Source organism: Rhizobium sp. 62_C5_N11_2 (assembly GCF_051811185.1).
GTDB lineage: Bacteria > Pseudomonadota > Alphaproteobacteria > Rhizobiales > Rhizobiaceae > Rhizobium > Rhizobium leguminosarum.
Map to the genome: position 1 here is coordinate 197,941 of NZ_JBPWPW010000004.1, position 20,659 is coordinate 218,599.

17 protein-coding genes and 1 pseudogene are annotated in these 20,659 nt (G+C 57.9%); 10 read left to right on the forward strand and 8 right to left on the reverse strand.

Annotation, left to right across the window (positions count from 1 at the left end; all coding sequences use genetic code 11):
• Positions 1-8: 8 nt before the first annotated feature.
• The 7 genes from AB8B31_RS32730 to AB8B31_RS32760 all read right to left on the reverse strand — a co-directional run bounded on the left by AB8B31_RS32730 (position 9) and on the right by AB8B31_RS32760 (position 7,963).
• Positions 9-1,118, reverse strand: coding sequence for an electron transfer flavoprotein subunit alpha/FixB family protein (locus AB8B31_RS32730; RefSeq protein ID WP_097622034.1), 1,110 nt, complete (start codon positions 1,116-1,118; stop codon positions 9-11).
• A 15-nt stretch (positions 1,119-1,133) separates the two neighbouring features.
• Entirely contained in the window at positions 1,134-1,985 is an 852-nt protein-coding gene (locus tag AB8B31_RS32735) for an electron transfer flavoprotein subunit beta/FixA family protein (RefSeq protein WP_097622033.1), read from the reverse strand.
• Positions 1,986-2,161: 176 nt separating this feature from the next.
• Entirely contained in the window at positions 2,162-2,545 is a 384-nt protein-coding gene (gene nifW / locus AB8B31_RS32740) for a nitrogenase stabilizing/protective protein NifW (protein ID WP_007636875.1), read from the reverse strand.
• A gap of 348 nt (positions 2,546-2,893) precedes the next feature.
• Positions 2,894-4,090 carry a cysteine desulfurase NifS gene (gene nifS, locus AB8B31_RS32745; protein WP_097622032.1) on the reverse strand — a complete coding sequence of 399 codons (1,197 nt, stop codon included), beginning with the start codon at positions 4,088-4,090 and terminating at the stop codon, positions 2,894-2,896.
• Positions 4,091-5,051: 961 nt separating this feature from the next.
• Positions 5,052-5,369 (reverse strand): HesB/IscA family protein, encoded by a 318-nt coding sequence (locus AB8B31_RS32750; protein ID WP_097622030.1) that lies wholly within the window; start codon positions 5,367-5,369, stop codon positions 5,052-5,054.
• A gap of 525 nt (positions 5,370-5,894) precedes the next feature.
• Positions 5,895-7,349 carry an RNA polymerase factor sigma-54 gene (gene rpoN, locus AB8B31_RS32755; protein ID WP_097622029.1) on the reverse strand — a complete coding sequence of 485 codons (1,455 nt, stop codon included), beginning with the start codon at positions 7,347-7,349 and terminating at the stop codon, positions 5,895-5,897.
• Positions 7,350-7,423: 74 nt separating this feature from the next.
• Positions 7,424-7,963 (reverse strand): peroxiredoxin, encoded by a 540-nt coding sequence (locus tag AB8B31_RS32760; protein WP_037080445.1) that lies wholly within the window; start codon positions 7,961-7,963, stop codon positions 7,424-7,426.
• Positions 7,964-8,510: 547 nt separating this feature from the next.
• Between AB8B31_RS32760 and AB8B31_RS32765 the strand changes: the two are divergent.
• A pseudogene (locus AB8B31_RS32765) lies at positions 8,511-8,778 on the forward strand (cobyrinate a,c-diamide synthase); the annotation flags it as partial.
• Between the two features lie 70 nt (positions 8,779-8,848).
• Here AB8B31_RS32765 and AB8B31_RS32770 read toward each other — a convergent pair.
• A complete protein-coding gene (locus AB8B31_RS32770; protein WP_097622028.1) occupies positions 8,849-9,571 on the reverse strand; it encodes a Crp/Fnr family transcriptional regulator in 723 nt (240 codons plus the stop codon).
• Positions 9,572-10,666: 1,095 nt separating this feature from the next.
• On the opposite strand from AB8B31_RS32770, the gene AB8B31_RS32775 reads away from it, so the two are divergent.
• From AB8B31_RS32775 to nifD, 9 genes are all read left to right on the forward strand, one after another.
• Positions 10,667-11,845 carry a cytochrome P450 gene (locus tag AB8B31_RS32775; RefSeq protein ID WP_179874258.1) on the forward strand — a complete coding sequence of 393 codons (1,179 nt, stop codon included), beginning with the start codon at positions 10,667-10,669 and terminating at the stop codon, positions 11,843-11,845.
• Positions 11,846-11,865: 20 nt separating this feature from the next.
• Positions 11,866-12,120, forward strand: a complete 255-nt coding sequence (locus tag AB8B31_RS32780) for a ferredoxin (RefSeq protein WP_007636857.1) — start codon at positions 11,866-11,868, stop codon at positions 12,118-12,120.
• A 203-nt stretch (positions 12,121-12,323) separates the two neighbouring features.
• Positions 12,324-12,878, forward strand: a complete 555-nt coding sequence (locus tag AB8B31_RS32785; protein ID WP_097622026.1) for a nuclear transport factor 2 family protein — start codon at positions 12,324-12,326, stop codon at positions 12,876-12,878.
• Positions 12,817-14,409 carry an SDR family oxidoreductase gene (locus AB8B31_RS32790; RefSeq protein ID WP_245433383.1) on the forward strand — a complete coding sequence of 531 codons (1,593 nt, stop codon included), beginning with the start codon at positions 12,817-12,819 and terminating at the stop codon, positions 14,407-14,409. Before AB8B31_RS32785 ends, AB8B31_RS32790 begins: the two co-directional genes overlap by 62 nt.
• Positions 14,406-14,492 (forward strand): hypothetical protein, encoded by an 87-nt coding sequence (locus AB8B31_RS32795; RefSeq protein WP_275593060.1) that lies wholly within the window; start codon positions 14,406-14,408, stop codon positions 14,490-14,492. Before AB8B31_RS32790 ends, AB8B31_RS32795 begins: the two co-directional genes overlap by 4 nt.
• Positions 14,493-14,760: 268 nt before the next feature.
• Positions 14,761-15,825 carry an LLM class flavin-dependent oxidoreductase gene (locus AB8B31_RS32800; RefSeq protein ID WP_097622025.1) on the forward strand — a complete coding sequence of 355 codons (1,065 nt, stop codon included), beginning with the start codon at positions 14,761-14,763 and terminating at the stop codon, positions 15,823-15,825.
• Positions 15,826-17,010: 1,185 nt separating this feature from the next.
• Complete coding sequence (locus AB8B31_RS32805) at positions 17,011-17,244, forward strand: hypothetical protein (RefSeq protein WP_345774745.1); 234 nt, start codon at positions 17,011-17,013, stop codon at positions 17,242-17,244.
• A gap of 871 nt (positions 17,245-18,115) precedes the next feature.
• Positions 18,116-19,009 (forward strand): nitrogenase iron protein, encoded by an 894-nt coding sequence (gene nifH / locus AB8B31_RS32810; RefSeq protein ID WP_054186393.1) that lies wholly within the window; start codon positions 18,116-18,118, stop codon positions 19,007-19,009.
• Positions 19,010-19,115: 106 nt separating this feature from the next.
• On the forward strand, positions 19,116-20,618 hold the full coding sequence (nifD, locus tag AB8B31_RS32815) for a nitrogenase molybdenum-iron protein alpha chain (protein WP_096772154.1): 1,503 nt from the start codon (positions 19,116-19,118) through the stop codon (positions 20,616-20,618).
• Positions 20,619-20,659: the final 41 nt, after the last annotated feature.

Here is a 20,659-nt window from a genome sequence, read left to right on the forward strand (position 1 = left end):
GGGCGCCCTCAGTTTGCAAGCTTATCGCGACTGTGCGGCGACAGTCGATGGGTGAATAGTTCCGTCAATGACGGCAGTAAACGGATCGCATCGGTGACCACGCCAAGGTGAGCGAAATCAAAAATCGGCGCGTTAGGATCGGTGTTAATGGCTAAAATAAGATCAGCTCCCTCGACGCCAACGCGATGCTGGATGGCGCCGGAAATGCCGGCCGCTATGTAGAGCTTCGGCCGGATAGTTTTGCCAGTTTGGCCGATCTGCCGATCAGCAGGCATCCAGCCCTTTTGGACGAGGGGGCGCGAACAGCCATAATCGGCCCCGATCGTCCGCGCGAGTTTCTTCATAAGCTTCACGTTCTCCATCGCGCCGAGACCGAGGCCTCCAGCAACCACGACATCCGCATAGGCGAGATTCGCCGTCTCCGACTGACCATCAGACAAGAAACCGAGGACCTTAGTGACGATCTCTTCCTCGATCATCGACACTTTGTGTCGAATGACGCGTCCGATCTTATTATTTCCGCGCGGCGGCATGGCCATGACCCTCGGACGAACCGTTGCCATCTGCGGCCGGCAGTTGAGCGTGTAGATCGTGCACAGCAAGGAGCCGCCGAAAGTTGGCCGGGTCGCCGCAAGCGAGCCGTCCGCATCCACATCAAGTTCGGTGCAATCCGCCGTGAGCCCTGTCAACAAGGTCGTCGCCACGGAACCGGCAAGGTCGCGCCCGAGCGTCGTTGCCCCTAAAAGAAGGATTTCCGGTTTGTAGTTAGTAACCAGATCCGTCAATGCTTTGGTGAAGGGCTCGTTTCGATAGTCGGCGAGCAGTGGGGCCTCGATGAGGTAGGCAAGGTCGGCGCCATATGCAAAAGCCTCGGCGACGGCAAACCACGTGGCCTCTTCCGGCGGTCCGAGAACGACGCCGGCAAGCTGGACGCCCAGCTTGTCGGCGAGTTTGCGGCCTTCGCCGAGCAGCTCGAAGGAGACGGGATGGACCTGGTCGCGCTCCAGCTCGATGAAGACCCAAACGTGCCGATGGTCCTTAAACTGATCGGGCAGCTCTTTTTTCATGGCGGCACGGCCAACGGCTGGAGGAGGGCTCTCTCGATTCGTGCTCAACATCGTCGCTCCTTGCCTTTACGCTTCGCCGTCAAAGGCGAGTTCGCTTTCGAGCGCCGGCTGGCGCAAAAAGATCCCAGCGATCAACTCCTCCGCGAGATCGCGCGGCGTTTTTTCCGCGGTATCGATCTGCTCCGCCTTTTCCGGCCGCTCAGGAGGGGCAAAGACCCTCTTAACGACGGTTGGCGAGCCACGCAGGCCGCACTTGGTGAGGTCCTCTATGCCAGCGTCGGCCGCATTCCACTTCACGATCTGGCTGCGCGCGGCCCGTAGCGCGTCATCGAACGAGCCGCGGCGGATTTCGTTTGTGCCTTCGAGCATTGTAATCAGGCAAGGGAGCTTGCTCAACAGCGTCTGCGTGCCCCCTTCCGAGCGGCGCTCCACCGTAATCTCGCGCCCATTGATGTCGACAGAGACGATTTTCGCCACGTAGGTGAGCTGCAGGAGGTCCAGGCGCTTGGCGATGCCAGGCCCAACCTGGGCGGTATCGCCGTCGATGGTCTGTTTGCCCGTAAAGACGATATCGGGCGTACCGAAGGCCTCTCCGATCTTCGCGATGGCTTGCGAAAGAGCAAACGAGGTTGCCAGAGTGTCGGAGCCGGCAAAATGACGGTCGGTCAAGAGTACGGCGCGGTCGGCGCCGTAAGTGAGCGCCTTGCGCAACGCGTCCTCTGCCATGGGCGGCCCCATGGTGAGCACGGTCACCTCGCCTCCATGGCGGTCGCGCAACTGGAGTGCCTCCTCAAGGGCGAACAGATCATAGGGGTTGATGATGGTTGGCACCCCCTGACGCATGATTGTGTTCGTCACCGGATGCACTCGTATTTGTGCGGAGTCCGGTACCTGTTTGATACAGATAACTATGTGCATGGCGGTTTCTTACTCCCTCCCTCTATGGGTGGCCGGCTTGTCAGTACATATGCTTGCGTGCATCATTCGTGCCAACCGTTTGGCATTCGCTATCCCCTTGAAACGGCTTTAATTCCGGCGTTGCTAGCATATGACTGAATTGTAGGCTTCCCGACATTGTCGTGTCGCAACCGTGCTCATTCCTTTTCGAACGGCTTCAGGAAGGAGTCCAACGGGATAATGGTGCGGCCGGGTGTGACAGGTCTGTCCGGATTGTGGTCCCTGAGCACCTTGAAGACCCGGTGCGTGAGCGGCGCGGAGGTGGCGAAATCACAGTAGGCCCTTTCCAGTATGGCACGGGCACGAGCAGCGATTACCTGGTCAGGGAGATGGGAGAAGTCCTCTGCCGCGAGGTATTGGCCCATACGCTTCATGATATGGAGTCGTGAGACATCGAGAACCTTCGGGTCATAGCGGACCCCGAGGGCTGCGAAGAACTCCTCCGCAGCTGAGAGACATTTCAGCCGATTGAGGATATCCTCGACATTGATGGGACTGCTGTCAGCGGAGCAACGGCACATAAGATTTCCCCTTGTCGTGAGCGGTGATCTCGAGACCGTTCTCCCGTAGCTTAAACTGCAACATACGGAATGCGCGGTTCGACGCGGTTTCCCGCAAGGCAGTCGCGTTGCTACTGGAATCGGCATAGGCTGGTGGTCGAAATCGATCCACCGATGGTGTCGAGAGATCCAATAAGATGATGTGGCGCGGGACGCCCTCATGAACACGCATTGGCGGTGAACCGGCGATCTGTGTGACTGAACGAGCCCCAGCTTTTCTCTGATCATTCATACGATGCCGGTGAAGGTTCGCCGTAATGCAGGTCGTATCGGTGAGAAGGAATTGCCGTTTCATGAGCGTGCCTGCTACTACTCCCCTGAACGAACCCGGCTGCTCGTGTCGGCCACGTGGCCGGAACGGGATTGGCTCCGCAGCTTCTCAACGATGCCAGGTAAAACTTCGAGCACCCGGTCGACATCCTCCTCACAGTTATCGCGCGAGAACGAGAAGCGGATTGTTCCGTGCGCCACGGCATGAGGGATGTCCATTGCCCTCAAGACATGGCTCGGCTCCAGCGAACCGGAGGAGCAGGCAGACCCGGAAGAGCAGGCGATGCCATAGCGATTGAGAAGAAGGAGCATACTGTCGCCTTCGACACGTTGAAAGGCGATGTTCGCCGTGTTTGGCAACCTCTTAAGCCGATCGCCGGTTACGAAGGCGCCTGGAACACGCTGGACGATGCCGTTCTCCAATCGATCTCGGAGCGACCTTAATCGGGTCGTCTCGTCGTCCATTGATTTCAAGGCGAGTTCGGCAGCCTTGCCTAAACCTACAATCCCGGCCGTATTTTCTGTCCCTGCGCGTCGGTCGCGCTCCTGATGACCTCCCTTGACCAGTGAGGAGAAAGATACGCCCCGTCTAAGATAGAGTGCGCCGATTCCTTTTGGTCCATGGAATTTGTGTCCGGACAACGACAGCATGTCGATTGCAGTAGGTTGGAGGTTCATTGGAACCTTACCGACCGCCTGGACCGCGTCCGTGTGGAAAAGTGCACCGATCCTCTTGGCCATGTCGGCAAGCTTAGCGACCGGAAAAATGGTTCCCGTCTCGTTGTTCGCCCACATGATCGAAACAATCGCTACGCGATGAGTGAGGGCGTTCTCGTAGGCGTCAAGATCGAGACGTCCATGCCGATCCACTGGGATCCTGTGTACCTTCACGCCGCGCGTCTTCTCCAGATGGCCGCAGAGTGTCAGCACCGCTGAATGCTCGACTGCGGAGGTCACGATCTCTGTGCGCTCAGGCATCACCTCCAGCGCCGAAATGATCGCTGTATTGTCGCTTTCCGTCCCCCCCGAGGTGAACACGATCTCATAATCGAACTCGGCGCCGATCAGCGCTTGCAATTGCCGGCGCGCCTTCCTCACCGCCTCGCGGATGGAGGAGCCAAAAGCGTGTGCCGACGAAGGGTTTCCAAACTGATCCGCAAAGAACGGCAGCATGGCTTCAACCACTTCAGGATCGACCCTGGTCGTTGCATTATTGTCGAGATAGATCGCTCTCATGGGTCAATCTCGACTGAGGGGACGCGGTGATAATGCTTCAGCGTCTTGTACATGCTGTTGTTTTCTGGCCTCGGGCAGCCAGCGCGGGCTGGAAGGCGCGTCGCGCGATCTCGTTGGCGTCGATAATGTCGCATCGCCGCTATCAGCAGAAAGGGAGGAACGCTTTGCGCTCGCGCCGTTTCCAATGGCTGGATTCGCCGCGGCGGCTTAACTAGGTGGGTCGTCAGCCTAGCTTGTCGCTGAGAACTGAACTGTTGCAGGCGGCGGCGATTTTTTGCTCCTGCCCGACGCGATTGTCGGCTACAACATCGAGTTCGACCCTGCCAACTTCTCAAGGCCTCAGATTTCTGTTGTGGCGGTCTGATGGTCCTCTTCTGCCGGAACGAGGCTTTCGACGACCAGTACAGTATAAACCCCTGACACGTCTTCGACGGCTTGGACGAGTGTCGTCCGGCTACAGCCAAACCTAGCGAAGTGAGCGACTTGGTCATGAAATCGAGCTTCTTGACACGCACGCTTCTTCGCTCACCCTTCATCGGCACGGAACTGTTTGAAGATGGGGCGTCACCTTCGTAATCCTTGCCCGGATGTCCGCCACGAAATTTTGCTGCCTCAGGATAATCCGTGGATGAGCAGACGTTTTTCTCCGGCAGCAAACAGTCTAAAAAGCCTGCTGTCTCCTGACGGACGGTCCGAGGCGCTCTATCAGCGGGCTTTCGGGTTATGAGTTCGGCCAGCGCTGACGAGGAGGCGGTCGCTGGGTTGCCACGCAAGGACGACGGTGTCACCGAAAACGCTTCCACCTTTGGGTCGACTCCGATGATCAATTCAGGCCCTCTACGATCGGCTGCCCCGGTCTCAATGACGGGATTTTCCTGCATGCCGTCGTTCTTCTGATTGAACAAGGAAATCATGACCGTTTCGCTATAATTCCACATGGGCTCTCTCCCTTTCCCGGTGATCAGCCGAAAGATTTGCCGCATGTGCACTTTTGTTGCGCATTGGGATTGTCGAAGACAAAACCGGAGGATTCAGGCCCCGTCACAAAGTCGATCGTCATGCCCTTGATGTGTGCTTGGGAGCCGGCGTCAACGAACACCTTGACCCCATCTGTTTCGATCACCGCGTCGCCCTGGCCCTGGACGCTCTCCAGCCCCACCAGGTATTTGTAGCCGGCGCACCCACCTGCCTCGACCGCGATGCGAAAGCCTTCCGCCTGCTCGGCTCGGGAAAGCGCGACGTTCATGATGGCAGCGGCATTCTCTGTGAGCTTGATCATGGGATGATTCCTTTCTGTTCGATGGCGCATTTCGGATTACCGTGCATGCACCGTGCCAAGCGGTGAGGAAGACCAAGAGCTCCACCGGCCCGTGTGTTGTATTCCTGCGTCGTCGAACATCGGACATCCCGAAAACGCGTCAACTCCAGAACGTCTGCCCGCGTCTCTCCGTTTGTCATTTCCGGTTGAGGCTCTCGTTGCCGCCGCACCGAAATTTTAGCGGTTCGGCGGAAAATGAATGGGAGCCGACAACTACTTTCAGATTTGTCGATTGCGCGACATCAAAATTCGACACGAGCTTCGTGATTAACCGCTTAGCCGCCAAAGCGCTTGAGCTATGGAACAGACATCTAGTCTTTTCTAGAATTTCTTAAGCAGCCGGCACAACTTTTGAAGCTCCCCGTGACGAGGCTGCGGTCGCCAGCCCATATCAAATCGATCTATGGAGAAGGACCAGAGCATGATGTCACATGTGCCTCAGGTTTGCGGATTGTGGGAAGGGCGTGACCCATGGTACGAAGGCCGTTATCCCTCCGCGGCCGCTAGTACAAACCGTTTCTCCCGCCGGCGTTGCGCGGACGAGGGGATGTTCATCGCCTCGCGATATTTGGCGACTGTGCGGCGAGCAATGTCGACGCCAGTTTCCTTGAGCCTCGCAACGATGCCATCGTCGGACAGCACATTATCGAGCGTTTCTGCGGCAATAATTGCCCTAATCTGATGGCGCACAGCTTCGGCCGAGTGCGCGTCACCGCCTTGTGAGGAGGGGATCGCAACTGTGAAAAAATATTTGAGTTCGAACACGCCGCGGGGCGTGAGAATATATTTGTTCGACGTCACCCGACTTACAGTGGACTCGTGCATGTCGATCGCGTCAGCGATGGTCTTAAGATTGAGAGGCCGAAGATGGGCAATGCCATCTTCCAGAAAGACATCCTGGTGGCGCACGATTTCGGTTGCCACCTTGAGGATTGTCGTGGCGCGCTGATCGAGACTCCGAACCAACCAGCTCGCGTTCTGGAAGCATTCGTTGAGGAACGACTGATCTTTCGAACTTTGGGCGGTTAGGCGAGTAACTTGCGCAAAATAGGTTTGGTTGATCAGTACCTTGGGCAGAACCTCCCGATTAAGTTCGACTTGCCATCCGCCTCCCGGCGAGGGCAGGACGAAGACGTCGGGTATGATGGATTCCGACCCTGCGGACTGGAACTGGTTCCCAGGCTTTGGGTCAAGGGCACGGATTTCGTTCAACATATCGAGAAGATCGTCTTCATCGACCCGGCAACGTCGCTTCAGTGCTCGAAAATCGCGTCGCGCAAGCAACTCGAGATTTGCGACCAGAGCTGCCATGGCCGGGTCGAACCGGTCTCGCTGGCGCAGCTGAATCTCGAGGCATTCGCTCAGACTTCGCGCAAAAATGCCCGGTGGGTCAAATAGCTGCAAAGCCTCAAGAACCAGTTTCACTCTAGCCTCAGGGCTATTTAGCCTCTCTGCTAGCTCCAGAAGGTTCACTTGCAGATACCCAGTGTCATTCAGATGATCGGCAAGCGCGCCAGCAATCAGCCGCTCCTGGGGTGTGAAGGCGGTGAGGGCGATCTGATGGGCGACATGTTCGTGCAATGTCTCAGTCGAGGCGGCGAACTCATCCAGAGAAGGCCTTTCCCCCGGCGAAAGGTTGCCTGTGTCGCGGATTGATTTCCAGGGACTCGACAGCTCAGGCATGTCCGTCCTGGCCGGCCCATCAACGTGGTCTTCGCGCGCGCTGATATTTTGATTATCCGCCACAGTCGGCGATACGTCGCCAGAAGCCCCGCTGTCATTCGACGCTAGGTCGAGAAATGGGTTCTTCTCGATTTCCTGTTCCACGAATTGATTCAGTTCGGTGTGCGCTAGCTGCAGCATGCGAATAGACTCGATGAGCTGGGGCGTAATAACCAGCGATTGCTGCTGACGCTGATGAAGGCTTGTAAAGGACTTCATGGTTCGAGCAAACTCCTATCGTTCGGCGCAGGTGTGCGCGACAAGTGGTAGCTGCTGGCCGTTGGCTTCTCTGCTCATGCGAAGGCTGGGGTCTTGAGGCATTTCAAAATGTTTTGCGGTGAAGAGACGCCATACGGATCGGTTGCGCAGTTGTCGCCAAAGCCTTCCTCCTCGAACCACTCCTCCACGACGCCATTATTGATCACGGCAGCGTAGCGCCAGGAGCGCAGACCGAATCCGAGATTGTCCTTGGCGACGAGCATACCCATTTTGCGAGTGAATTCTCCCGAGCCGTCCGGGATAAGCTTGACATTTTTCAGCCCCTGGGCCTTGCCCCAAGCATTCATGACGAAGGCATCGTTGACGGAGAGACAGTAGATTTCGTCAATGCCCTTCTTCTTAAACTCGACATAGAGACTTTCGAAATCGGGCAGTTGGAAAGTGGAGCAGGTGGGGGTGAAGGCGCCTGGCAGGGAAAAAAGGATTACCCGCTTACCGCTGAAATAGTCGTCGGTTGTCTTGTCTTCCCAGCGGTAGGGGTTGGGACCGGATATAGACTCGTCGCGAACCCGCGTGCGAAAGGTGACAATAGGGACCTGCTTTTCCATGGTCATCAATGAAGCTCCTCTAGGAAGATTTATGTGCGGCCTCTCGGTCACGGCTAACAAATCCGACCTCGGCCCACACGCCGGGGGAGCAAGCGTCATGCCATTTGACCTGAAGGAACTGGACTTGCGGTCAGCACAGAGCCTTCGTCGCCGTATTCGAGCGCTTGCCTATGCGGGCAAGGTGAATTGTGAAGCCTTTGTCCCGCGCTGACGGCAGGGCGCTGTGTTGGCTACTTCCGACCGCATCTCGATCAGGGTCTCTGCCGCCTACCAGAACTTTAGCATGCTGCCCGCCGATCCGGTCGCGGCGGGAAACGAAGCCGGCGCGGGTCACGGTGTTTGAGGTTCTGCTCGTGCGTGTGTCTACCCGCGCACCTTTTCTTGTCTGAAACTGGACAAGAATGTTTGAGGCCCGACAAAAAGGGGTCGCCAGGCTCGGACCGTGCATCGAAAATGGTGAAACGCAAACGGTGCATAGGCACGCGACTTGCTCCGATGATTTCGTCACGCAGACGGCGATGGCCAATATCGCAGGGCGCGGCGTGAAGAGCTCGCAGCCGCCAATATCGATCGGCTGATGCCGATCGGCACCCGGGTCGCCGTGGCGCGCGATGTAGTCTTTGGCCTACGAGCATATGTTGCTCGGCTGGCGGCGCCGCGGGGCTGAGATTTTGCTCCTCTCACCGCTCGCTGGCGACGCCGGCCGCCGATGGCGATGCCATCTACCTGCCCGGCGGCTATCCCGAGTTGCAAGCCGGCGGCTCCGGGACTAAAAGTTTTGTGCCGGAATGCTCGATGTGGCGGCGCGCGGCACGTCCGTCTGCATCCCGACAATGCGGCCCAGTTCTTTACACTGGCGCCAAGCCGGCCCTGCCAATATGCGGGTGGTAATTACCCGCTGATTTTCTTTGCGAGCGCATCCATGTCGGGCACGGTGATATGCCGGATGTTCTCGATGCGGATGACGCCGCTTTTGCGCAGCCGGGTCAGCTGGCGGCTGACGGTTTCGATCGTCAGCCCGAGGAAATCGGCGATTTCGGCGCGCGATAGCGACAGGTCGAAGGCGGTGCTCGTCGCCGTCGCCGTCTCGGCGTGGGCGGCAATGAGGTGGAGCAGGCTTGCGACCTTCTCCTCGGCGGTCCGCCGGCCGAGCGTCAGCATCCATTCGCGCGCGGCATCCAGCTCGATCAGCGCCTGAGCGTGCAGGCTACGCTGCAATTCCCTGGTCTCCAATATCATGCGTTCGAGCAAATTGCGGGGGAACACGCAGATCTCCGCGTCGGTCGCGGCCTCGGCCGACAGCGTGCTTTCACGCACGAAGGGCCGGCCGACGAAATCGGGGGCGAATTGCAGGCCAACGATCTGCTGGCGCCCGTCCGGCATCACCTTGCAGAGCTTCACCACGCCGCGCATGATGTTCGAATAGAAAGAGTTTTCCGACCCTTGTGCGATGATCTCGCAGCCCGCATCGACCTTGCGGCGCAGCGAGTGGCGGCCGAGTTCGCTAAGCTGGCCAGCCGACAAGGCGCCGCAAACGACGCCGTGCCGCGCCTGGCAGGAACGGCAAGCGACGGAAGTGCCAATCTCGAGAACCTCACTGCGTGCGACGTCCATGTCCTGATCCCTTCGAAAACCGCATATGCCGGGCATGCCGAGACGACTACGCGGTCGTTGCGACTTCGGCTATCCCGATTTCTTCCAGCGCGTCTTTGATGCCTATCAATTTCATTGGGATTGCGATTTGATCCAGATCAAGTCTTCATACCTACGCTCTTGCCGTGCGAGGCAGGGCCGCTTGTGCATTTTATTCGGACGGCATCTTCGCCCCGCCGGCTGGGCGGGCTTTCTGCGGCATCGCCTCCCGTTTCGGCTGACGGCAAAGGCCACCATTCCATTGCTGTTGGGCAACACCCAATCGGCAAATTGCCGCCGCGATGTCCTCTCAGGGTGGCGTCGTCGGGGCTGGTAGAACTGATATCCTAGGACAGAGGAGTTGCACGCGTCGAGCTGTTCCCCGGAATTCGGCCGCTTAGCTCGATGCCGCAATTCAAAGCTACCACACCCTCAAGCTATCCCACTGCATCGCTGTACATCAGCGCATCGTTATGCATCGCGCTGCAGGTCTCTGACTGCCGGCTGTGGTGGCCGGAAAATTAGTCGCGCTTGAATAAATGGTATCCGACACCTGATGTCGGATTTTGTTAGATACGCGACACGGGCCTGAGCAGCCAATCTTTGTTCTGGCTCAAGCTAAATAGCTGGGAAAGCAATCAAAAAAACTTTTTGCCGGCCAAATCAATCAAATTGGCACGAACCTTGGAAGTTCTTGCGGGGCGGCAAGAGCTGTCGGCCGGTACTCATTCTTTGGTGGCCGCCATGGAGCGAATGAAATCAAAATGTATGTTTTGCTCAGATCGCATTCCACCGAAAGAGAGGAACCTCGTGAAATTCGGATGTCGACCGGCAAGCCGGGCGAGACATCTAAGAATTTCGACTTCGGCCAAAACCCAGCGTGAGTTTCGAGCCGCACGACGATCTGATCGCTGCATCGCATGTTATCGGCGCGTCACGCTGCGGAAGTTGGTAGTCTGGCGCTCCACGATTTTTCTCGTTTCCTCTGCGAGGAAAATTCGTTTTCGGCGAAGGGTCTTTGACGGCAGGAGAAAAGCAGTGGTTACCATTCGGGTTCCAGAACATGTCCCTCCCGAAATGGTGAAGGACTTCAGCCTGTTCACGTCGCCCGGCATGGAGCGCATGCCAAACGGGGATCCGCACGCAGCTGTCGCTTGCCTCCATAATGGGCCGCGGATCTTTTATTCTCCCTGCAATACGCGCGATGGACGAGGTACTTGGGTCATTACGCGCGCCCAGGACCAACGCAAATTGCTGCAGGACACCGGAACCTTTTCCAGCCATCGGAGCCTTTTCGCGTCGGCCCTTGGCGAAAACTGGCCGTTGATCCCGCTTGAACTCGACCCACCGGCTCACAGCGTGTTTCGCTCGCTACTCAATCCGCTGCTTTCGCCCAAGCGGATAATGGAGCTTGAACCGGCTGTCCGTGATCGGGCGATTGCGCTGATTTCCAAGATTTCCGCGTCGAGCACAAGCTGCGACGTCTTGACCGACTTCGCCTTTCCTTTTGCGGTTAGTATCTCCCTCCGTTTGCTCGGCTTATCCGATGAGCGCCTCGATACATTTGTGGGCTGGGGGAGGGACCTGCTTCACGGCGACGGCATCAAACGAACCGCAGCCGCCCGGACGATTCTGGCGTTCATCGATGAACTCGCAGCCATGCGCCGCAAAGAACCGACCGACGATTTCATGACCTTGGTCGTGCAGGCAAAGGTCGATGGCCGCGCGTTGAGAGACGAGGAAATCCATGGTATTGGCGTGCTCCTATTCGTCGCCGGACTGGACACGGTCGCAACGGCGATAGGCTTTGACCTCGCCTATCTCGCGCGCAATCCCAAAGAACAGGAATTGCTGCGGAGTAAACCGGATCGAATCGTGCTCGCAGCCGAAGAATTGCTTCGCGCCTATTCGACCGTGCAGATGATCCGTGTGGCAACGAAAGATATCAATTTCGAAGGCGCGCCGATCCGTAAGGGGGACTTCGTTTCCTGCGCCACAATGATTGCCAATCGTGATCCGGCGGAATTCGAGCATCCGAACACGATCGATTTGGCACGAGAAGACAATCGCCACACCGCTTTTGCGTACGGTCCCCATCGTTGTCTTGGATCACACCTTGCCCGGCAGGAGATCGTCATCGCCCTGGAGGAGTGGCTGTCCCGCATTCCTGACTTCCGTATCAAGGATGGTACCGCGCCCATCACCTATGGTGGCCACGTGTTTGGAATGGAGAATCTGATCCTGGACTGGTCCTGATAATTGAGAGGAGGAAAGACATGGAGTACCGCATGCGCATCATAGTACACACTGCCAAATGCCAAGGTCATGCAAGATGTTGGGCCCAAGCGCCCGAAATATTCAATCTTGACGACGAGGGATACATACTCCCCGGTGCAATCGATGTTGAGGAGAAGGACGAATTGTTCGCATCGCGAGGCGCTCGATCCTGCCCCGAACGTGCGCTGGAGATAGATTGCACTTCCGATGCGTTGCTTGATCGCCTTTTGTTCAACCAACATTGTGGGGGTTGAAACGCAACGTAACTGGTGCATGACGGCGCCGTCGCTGTCCAAACACCTTACCCGCAGCTCTCCCAGTGGTGTCTACTTCTAGGGCAGTTGTTTACATGCATGCCCAAGCAGAGAGAGGGTTTTCCTTACGTCAGCCGAGCAGTTGAAAGCTGGCTGCGTCACCGGATTGGTAAGCGCCCCCGATATCAGATGTGCGATAAGCGATGAAACACAAAAAAAAAATTACCGAATTGCTCGACCGCGAGGCGATCCGCGACTGCCTCTATCGGTATTGCCGCGGGATAGACCGCGCCGATGAAGGGGCGCTGCGCAGTTCCTACTGGCCCGATGCACGTGACAATCACGGGGCCTATTCCGGTTCGGCCGAGGGCTTCATCGAGTTCGCCCTCGGTATCTTTAAGACGGGACCGCGCAACATCCATCAAATCACGAACATTCTGATTGAGTTCAGCAGCCCGGAAAAAGCCGCCGTCGAAAGTTACTTCGCCGCACTGCAACGCGCACCGGACAAGGCCGGGACGCTAAGTCAGGCCCTGATCTGCGGCCGCTATTGCGATCTGTTCCTGAAAAAGGGAGGGGATTGGAGAATTGCCGAACGGACGGTGGTCTATGATCTGGTCGAGGAGCAGATCTTGGCCGCGGCATCCGAGACTGAGCAGTTCGGCCGCCGGCAGCCGATCGGAGCATCATGTCCCGATGACCCCGTCTACGCATTTAGGAAGACTGCATTCCTTCAAGAAGATGAAAGTGAGGCTTGATCGATTAGGATTCATGCCTCGAGATCGTCAACGTTGGTCAGGGAACTTTTATCTCATGAAACAAGCCGGACGTATCGTCATCATCACAGGCGCTGCAGGCGGGATAGGCCATGCCCTGGTGGACACTCTTGCCGCAGGCGGGGATACTGTCGTCGCCGTGGACCTGCCTGGCAGCGGCGTGCTTGAACTGGCCCGTGGTCTCGGGCCCGCCCATCTTGGGCTAGAGTTCGATGTCTCGCGAGAGGAGGATATCCCTGCGCTTTATGATCGGATCGAACGACAATTCGGGCATATCGGTGTGCTCGTCAACAACGCGGCCATAGGCCCTACTATGGCTGCGACCGTTGATACGACTATCGACGGCTTCCGACGCATCTTGGCAGTAAATCTGATTGGGCCCATTGCAATGGCCCGCGAAGTAGCGGGACGGATAGGCTCAGGCGCTGTCATCGTCAATGTCGCCTCGCTGGCAGGCGTGCTCGGCAATCCCAAACGCAACGCCTACGCTGCCTCGAAGGCAGGCCTGATCTCGTTCACGAAATCGCTGTCATGGCAGTTTGCATCGTGCGGCATCCGCGTTGCGGCGGTAGCACCTGGGTACGTACGCACGCCGATGGTTTCGGAACTTGAACGCGCGGGCAAGATAGACCTCGCCGCGGTGCGCAGCCGGGTGCCAATGGGTCGCGTGGTGCGTCCAGACGAAATTGCCCGGGCGGTGCGCTTTCTCGCCAGCGCGCAAGCGAGTTACATCACCGGGTCGGTGCTGACCGTCGACGGTGGCTGGAGATCGTCTAATCAACCGGGCGAGGCGCACCCGCCAGTGCCCGGGACGCCACGAGCCGAACTCTTCCCTCCTGCCGAGCACTCCACCGCGCGAATTGCGCTTGTCATCGGCGGGGCGGACTGCATAGGCGCTGCCGTTGCGCGCCGCTTTGCGGAAAACGGCGACGCTTGTAATTGCCGACAAAGATGGCGCTGCAGCGGCAGAGCTTGCCGATTTCCTCGGTGGCAAGCATATCGCGAGGTCCGTGGACATCGCCGTCGAAACGTGGTGGCGCTGTTCGAGGAATTGCGAAGGCACTTCGGCCGGCTAGACGTCCTCGTCAATAATGCGGCCAACTATCATGTGTTAGAGGTCGAACAAATGCCGACAGAGATCGAGCCCGCACTCACCGGCGCCTTCACCTGCGCGCGCGAGGCGATCAAGGTAATGCGTCGGGGAAACCTTATCTTAAATCTGGGACCAAACAACACATTACTGCCCTTTGCACCGCGCCACGCCTACGATGCTTTCGGAGCGGGCATGGAAATCCTGACGCGACGCATGGCGGCCGAACTTGGTCCGGTTGGCATTCGCACAGCCACCGTCGCGCCTGGCTACATACACACGCCTGCCGTCGCGAAGATGGAAAAGCTCGGCCACGTCGATCCGAAAGCAATCAGGCGGCGCATCCCGATGGGAAGGATGGGACGGCCGGAAGACGTCGCTGACCAGCGTTCTTCCTTGCATCGTCTGACGCATCGTACGTGACCGGCTCTACCCTTTACGTTGACGGCGGGTGGACCTCGGCCGGGGATGCGGCATTTGCCGGCGAACTTCATCAAAACATTTAGCGGAGGCTGCACAATGATCGTCGACTATCCACCAAACGGCCGGCTGCGGCTCCATCGGAGCCGACAATGTCGTAGGAGAGCAGCTCCGGCGCACGATGCTCCCAAAGCGCTCCCGATCGAGGCACTACATTCATCGAGAAGCAAAACAGACGGCCGCGTTCGAGCTTTCTGAGTTTGCCGTGTCGGCGAGCGGGGTGAGGAGCGGATAACCGACACGCCACTTCTAGTTGGCGAACCCCGATCGCTAATTTGCCGCAAAGGAATCATCATGGAATTTGCAACGTTCCTCCTGGCCGCGCGGCGCGGTTATCATCAATCGTCCGACGAGATCATCCGCAACTCCATCGAACAGGTAGTTCTTTCAGAGCAAGCTGGCTTCCAGACTGCATGGTTTGCCGAGCATCACTTCAACAATTACAGCCTGGTTCCGTCGCCCTTGATGATGGTGGCGCACTGCGCCGCCCTGACGAGCATCATTCGCCTCGGCACCGCCGTCTGTGTGTTGCCGCTCTATCAACCGCTTCGCCTGCTCTCCGAGATTGGATTGGCCGATATCGTTTCCAACGGCCGGCTCGAGCTCGGCGTCGGCTCTGGATACCAGCAGTTTGAGTTCGAGCGCTTCGGCGTCAATGTCGAAGAGGCGCCGGCTGTTTTTTCGGAATGTTTGGACATTCTTGTCAAGGGTCTCAATCAGAGGATCTTTGAGCACGACGGACGGTTCGAAAAGATACCCCCGACAGCGATTTCCGTCCGCTCGGTCCAGAGGCCAATGCTGCCAATCTGGATCGCTACGGCGTCCGGAAACAGCATGGGGCGGGCCTATCGTGAGGGACACAATCTGTTGATCACAGCATTCCACGACGGCTTGGACAGTTTGAGCGTGTTGCGCGAACGCATCGAAGAAGCCGCAATTTCTAAAGGGAAGAATGTTTCGGACGCGAAGATATCACTGCTGCGCTGCTGCTATGCCAGCGATGAGGAGGCGGAGATCAACAGCTATCTCGATAATGCCCGCTTCCAACGGCGGCTTTCCGAAGTATTGCTTCTGCGCCGCCAGCAAAGCCTGGATGGCTATCTGCTGCATGAAACACCGACGCGCCAGGACCTCTCCTTCGAGACGATGCGCGAGAACCTGCCGGTTGGTAGCGTCAATCGCGTCATCGATCGGCTACTGGAAGAGATAGATATCTTGAAACCAACCCAGATCGCGATCCAGACCCAAATGGGAGATTTCGACCAGAAGACGATGCTGCGGCAGATCGAGCTCTGGGGAGACAAGATCATCCCGGAGGTGAACAAATCGCTTGGGCATCGGCCTGACGTGGCAGAATAACCGCTTTTCGGACGCTGTAATCTGCGATCAAATTACGAAGGTGATAACCGCAATAGATCCCTGCTCGAGGCCAGATGACCCTGAGATCCTTCTCTTCGACCCGAAGACATCGACCGCAAGGGCCCTTGCCCGGGCACCCACCGATCGAAGAGACCTCTGGTCGGTCTTCATGGGCCGGCCTTCCGCTGCAACCGTAACACGCTTGGCAGTCACTGGCAGGCTTCTCGATTACCCGCTGCGGTCGACACGTCCACCGTTTCCGGCGAGATTCGCCAAAACAGAATATGAATAGAAGAACGCTGCCTACGTGCATGGCGGCAGGGCCCAAAAGGTCGTTCTCGGCTTATTCCCGTTGCGGCACGCCGAGAAGACGAAATGATGGACATCGCGTCAATCGAATCGAGAAATGCGGAAGTGCCGACCTCCGCTCGCGTTTGGCGGCGGACCGCGGTCGCACATTGCAACACTGTGTCATTCGCAGGCCGGCCGGCGCTATGGTCCCGACCAAACTGCATTTAATCGATTTCCGACATTCGTCATGCGCGGCTGCTCATTGTGAATTTCTCCAATGTTATAGATCAATTGCAACAGCGAGGAGCCAGAACCGCCCGTCCTGCTTGGGCCTGCCTGAAGGTGCGCAAGTACCAGAACACCGCCGGAGCTGCTCGGAGTTTTCTCCCTCGTCTGCGGTTGATTGGCGCGCATGCGGCGCTGCCGATTTGTTGAAACGCGACGATATTGTTCGGGCGCTGTTGATGCAGTTGCATTTAAGCCCCGAGCAAATAGGAAAACTTTTCCTAGGCTCTTTTCGCAGCTGGCACGATTTTTGGATCTCCCACATGCCGAGGGATTGGAGTTTTGTTTGTCAGCAATTGGTCGCGGAGTCGACCGTAAGGTGAAGTGGGCTTCATACGACCGTATGGGCCTCCCGAAGCCGCCTTAAGGGATGAAAATCGCCAGCGATGGGTTGGGCCAATGAAAGGCTCGAAGAGGAGGAAAAGAGCATGAACGGCATTATGTTTCGGACCGTCCACCGCGTTCTGCCATTGGCGAAGAAGTCGCCAAACTGCAACAAGGGCGACGGTGTGTCTGTCCCGGCTGCAAATTCAGTTGCGATGTCGCCCCTCGTACCGAGTGAGGTCCCTCGTGCACTACTTTAAGCCGTTATTAAAGCGTTCTCATCAGGTGTTTGTAGCCGAGGACGGGAGTATCTGGATCGGGAAGGAATCCCAGAAATCAAGAAAGATCATCCAATCTCCTCCGCCTTGGGTCGCCGGTTTGGTTTCGAAACTGGACGGCGAGCATACACTACCAAGGATACTGAGCGAGCTTAAATCAGAACGGTATGACGTCACCAAATGCGACGTTCACGATTTCGTCTCTGCCCTTGCCAGCTGTGGGCTCATTGAAGAGAGCTGAGCCACTTAAGTTGGAGATGGGGTCAATCGGGCAATGGTTGCCCCATGTCCGGCCGCGGCGTTGGAACTGGCAAAAGGGTTTTTCATCAAGGGCGATCACGCAACGAGCGTTCGACGAAATGATACTCGTCCTCGAATGCGGCCGTCGTCGGTCAAGCTGGTGACTCGAGCAAGCGCCAGAGTGGGTGTCGCAGATTCCTCAATGCGAACAAAAGATTCAGCAGTTCGCAGTCAGTTGATCGAGTCCCTGTAGCCCGGGCGACCGGCTTTGTTTCTTTTGTCCACGCCGGCTGGGCAGCCGCGCAACACTTCCGCGCCATTCCTGAGCGGTTTGGGGCCGAGCAATATTGCGGAAGGTTTGTCGTTCCCTGGCGGGCTTACCGTTCGTGGGCGACCTGGAAGGGGCGGAAACTGCCCGATGATCAAGTCGCGAGGCGTCTTCCACTCAAGAAAGAAGCTCGGGCGAAAGACGGGCCTATTCAATACTGTTCGCGATTTGATCGCCCTCGACGTTTTGCGGGATCGAAAGCTTCACCATTTCTCTCTTGGCTACAGGGATGTGCGAATGTCTCCAGTTTTCGGAGCTTCGTTTGATCCTGCTGATAGTCGCGGTCTCCCTGCCGCGCGGTCGACCGAGCGGTGCAAGTGATGCCCTTACGACACCGTCTGTCGGCTTTGTCCGGTCGGCGACATTAGGGTTGGTTGGCCAGTTTCCTGTGCTGGCTCGGGCTAACTTCCTGAAACCCAACAAAAAGACCTTTGCTTCGGCTCGATCGGCCCACATGGCACGGGTTTTGAAGACTGCCCTGGGAGGCGGCGCGAGCTGCCGGCCTTTTACTCAGCGATGGATGGAACGAAAGAAGGAAGGCGATATGTCAGATTTGCGTCAAATCGCATTTTACGGCAAAGGGGGGATCGGCAAGTCCACCACCTCCCAAAATACGCTCGCAGCGCTTGTCGACCTCGGGCAGAAGATCCTGATCGTCGGATGCGACCCGAAAGCCGACTCCACCCGGCTGATCCTGAACGCCAAAGCACAGGACACGGTTCTGCATCTGGCAGCCCAGGAAGGTTCGGTGGAAGACCTTGAGCTCGAGGACGTGCTCAAGGCCGGCTACAAAGGCATCAAGTGCGTGGAGTCCGGCGGTCCGGAACCGGGCGTCGGCTGCGCCGGGCGCGGCGTCATCACCTCGATCAATTTCCTCGAGGAGAACGGCGCTTATGACGATGTCGACTACGTCTCCTATGACGTGCTTGGCGATGTGGTGTGCGGTGGCTTCGCGATGCCGATCCGTGAGAACAAGGCCCAGGAGATCTACATCGTGATGTCCGGCGAGATGATGGCGCTCTATGCCGCCAACAACATCGCCAAGGGCATCCTGAAATATGCCCATTCCGGCGGCGTGCGGCTCGGCGGCCTGATCTGTAACGAGCGCCAGACGGACCGCGAGCTCGACCTCTCCGAGGCGCTGGCTGCCAGGCTCAATTCCAAGCTCATCCACTTTGTGCCGCGTGACAACATCGTCCAGCACGCCGAGCTCAGGAAGATGACGGTGATCCAGTACGCGCCGGACTCCAAGCAGGCCGGGGAATATCGGGCGCTAGCCGAGAAGATCCATGCCAATTCGGGCCAAGGGACCATTCCGACCCCGATTACCATGGAAGAGCTCGAAGACATGCTGCTCGACTTCGGCATCATGAAGAGCGACGAGCAGATGCTGGCCGAACTACAGGCCAAGGAGTCAGCGGTGGCTGCGGCTCAATAACTGCCGCTGTCGACAGGACGCGCTGGCCCTTGAGCCAGCGCGTCCTTCCACGAAAGACGCTTCGTCGACGACGACCTAACCCGAACCTTGAAAGGGGCAGGGGCCCATGAGCCTTGATTACGAGAATGACAGCGTTTTGCATGAAAAGCTCATTGCGGAAGTGTTAGCGCAATATCCAGACAAGGCGGCAAAGCGCCGCAAGAAGCACCTCAGCGTCGCAACGAGCGGCGACGAGCCTGGCGATGAGCCGAAGGCGCTTTCCGAATGCGACGTCAAATCGAACATCAAGTCCATTCCGGGCGTGATGACGATCCGCGGCTGCGCCTATGCCGGCTCCAAAGGCGTGGTATGGGGGCCGGTCAAGGACATGGTCCACATCTCGCACGGGCCGGTCGGTTGCGGTCATTATTCCTGGTCGCAACGCCGCAACTACTACGTCGGCCTGACGGGCATCGACACGTTCGTGACGCTGCAGTTCACCTCAGACTTCCAGGAAAAGGACATCGTGTTCGGCGGCGACAAGAAGCTTGAACAGGTCATCGACGAGATCGAGGCGCTTTTCCCCCTCAACAACGGCATCAGCGTGCAGTCGGAATGCCCGATCGGGCTGATTGGCGACGACATTGAGGCGGTGTCGCGCAAGAAGGCCAAGGAGCACGAAAAGACGATCGTGCCGGTGCGCTGCGAGGGCTTCCGCGGCGTCTCGCAATCGCTCGGCCACCACATCGCCAACGACGCCATCCGTGACTGGGTTTTCGACAAGAACGACGTCGAGTTCGAGACCGGCCCTTATGACGTCAACGTCGTCGGCGACTACAATATCGGTGGCGACGCGTGGGCTACGCGCATTCTATTGGAGGAGGTGGGGCTGCGCGTGGTCGGCAACTGGTCGGGTGATGCCACGCTCGCTGAGGTCGAGCGCGCGCCAAAGGCGAAGCTCAACCTCATCCACTGCTACCGCTCGATGAACTACATCTGTCGGCACATGGAGGAAAAGTACGGCATCCCGTGGATGGAATACAATTTCTTTGGTCCGTCCCAGATCGAAACCTCCCTGCGCGAAATAGCCAAGCACTTCGGTCCGGAAATCGTCGACAAGACCGAGGCTGTCATCACCAAGTACCGGCCCCTGGTCGATGCTGTCGTCGACAAGTACCGGCCGCGCCTCGAAGGCAAGACGGTGATGCTCTATGTCGGCGGCCTGCGTCCTCGCCACGTCATCACGGCCTATGAGGACCTCGGCATGCGGATCGTCGGCACCGGCTACGAGTTCGCCCACAACGACGACTATCAGCGCACCGGCCATTATGTGAACAAGGGTACGTTGATCTATGACGACGTGACCGGTTACGAGCTGGAAAAGTTCATCGAAGGCATCCGCCCCGACCTTGTTGGGTCCGGCATCAAAGAGAAGTATCCGGTGCAGAAGATGGGCATCCCCTTCCGCCAGATGCACTCCTGGGATTATTCGGGCCCGTATCACGGCTATGACGGCTTTGCCATATTCGCCCGCGACATGGATCTGGCCATCAATAATCCGGTGTGGGATCTCTACGACGTCCCCTGGAAAAAAAAGGCCGCGCCAGCTGAGGCGGTTGCGGCCGAATGAGAGCTTGGCCTGTCTTGGGAGGGGGCAGGCCAGGCCCTTCC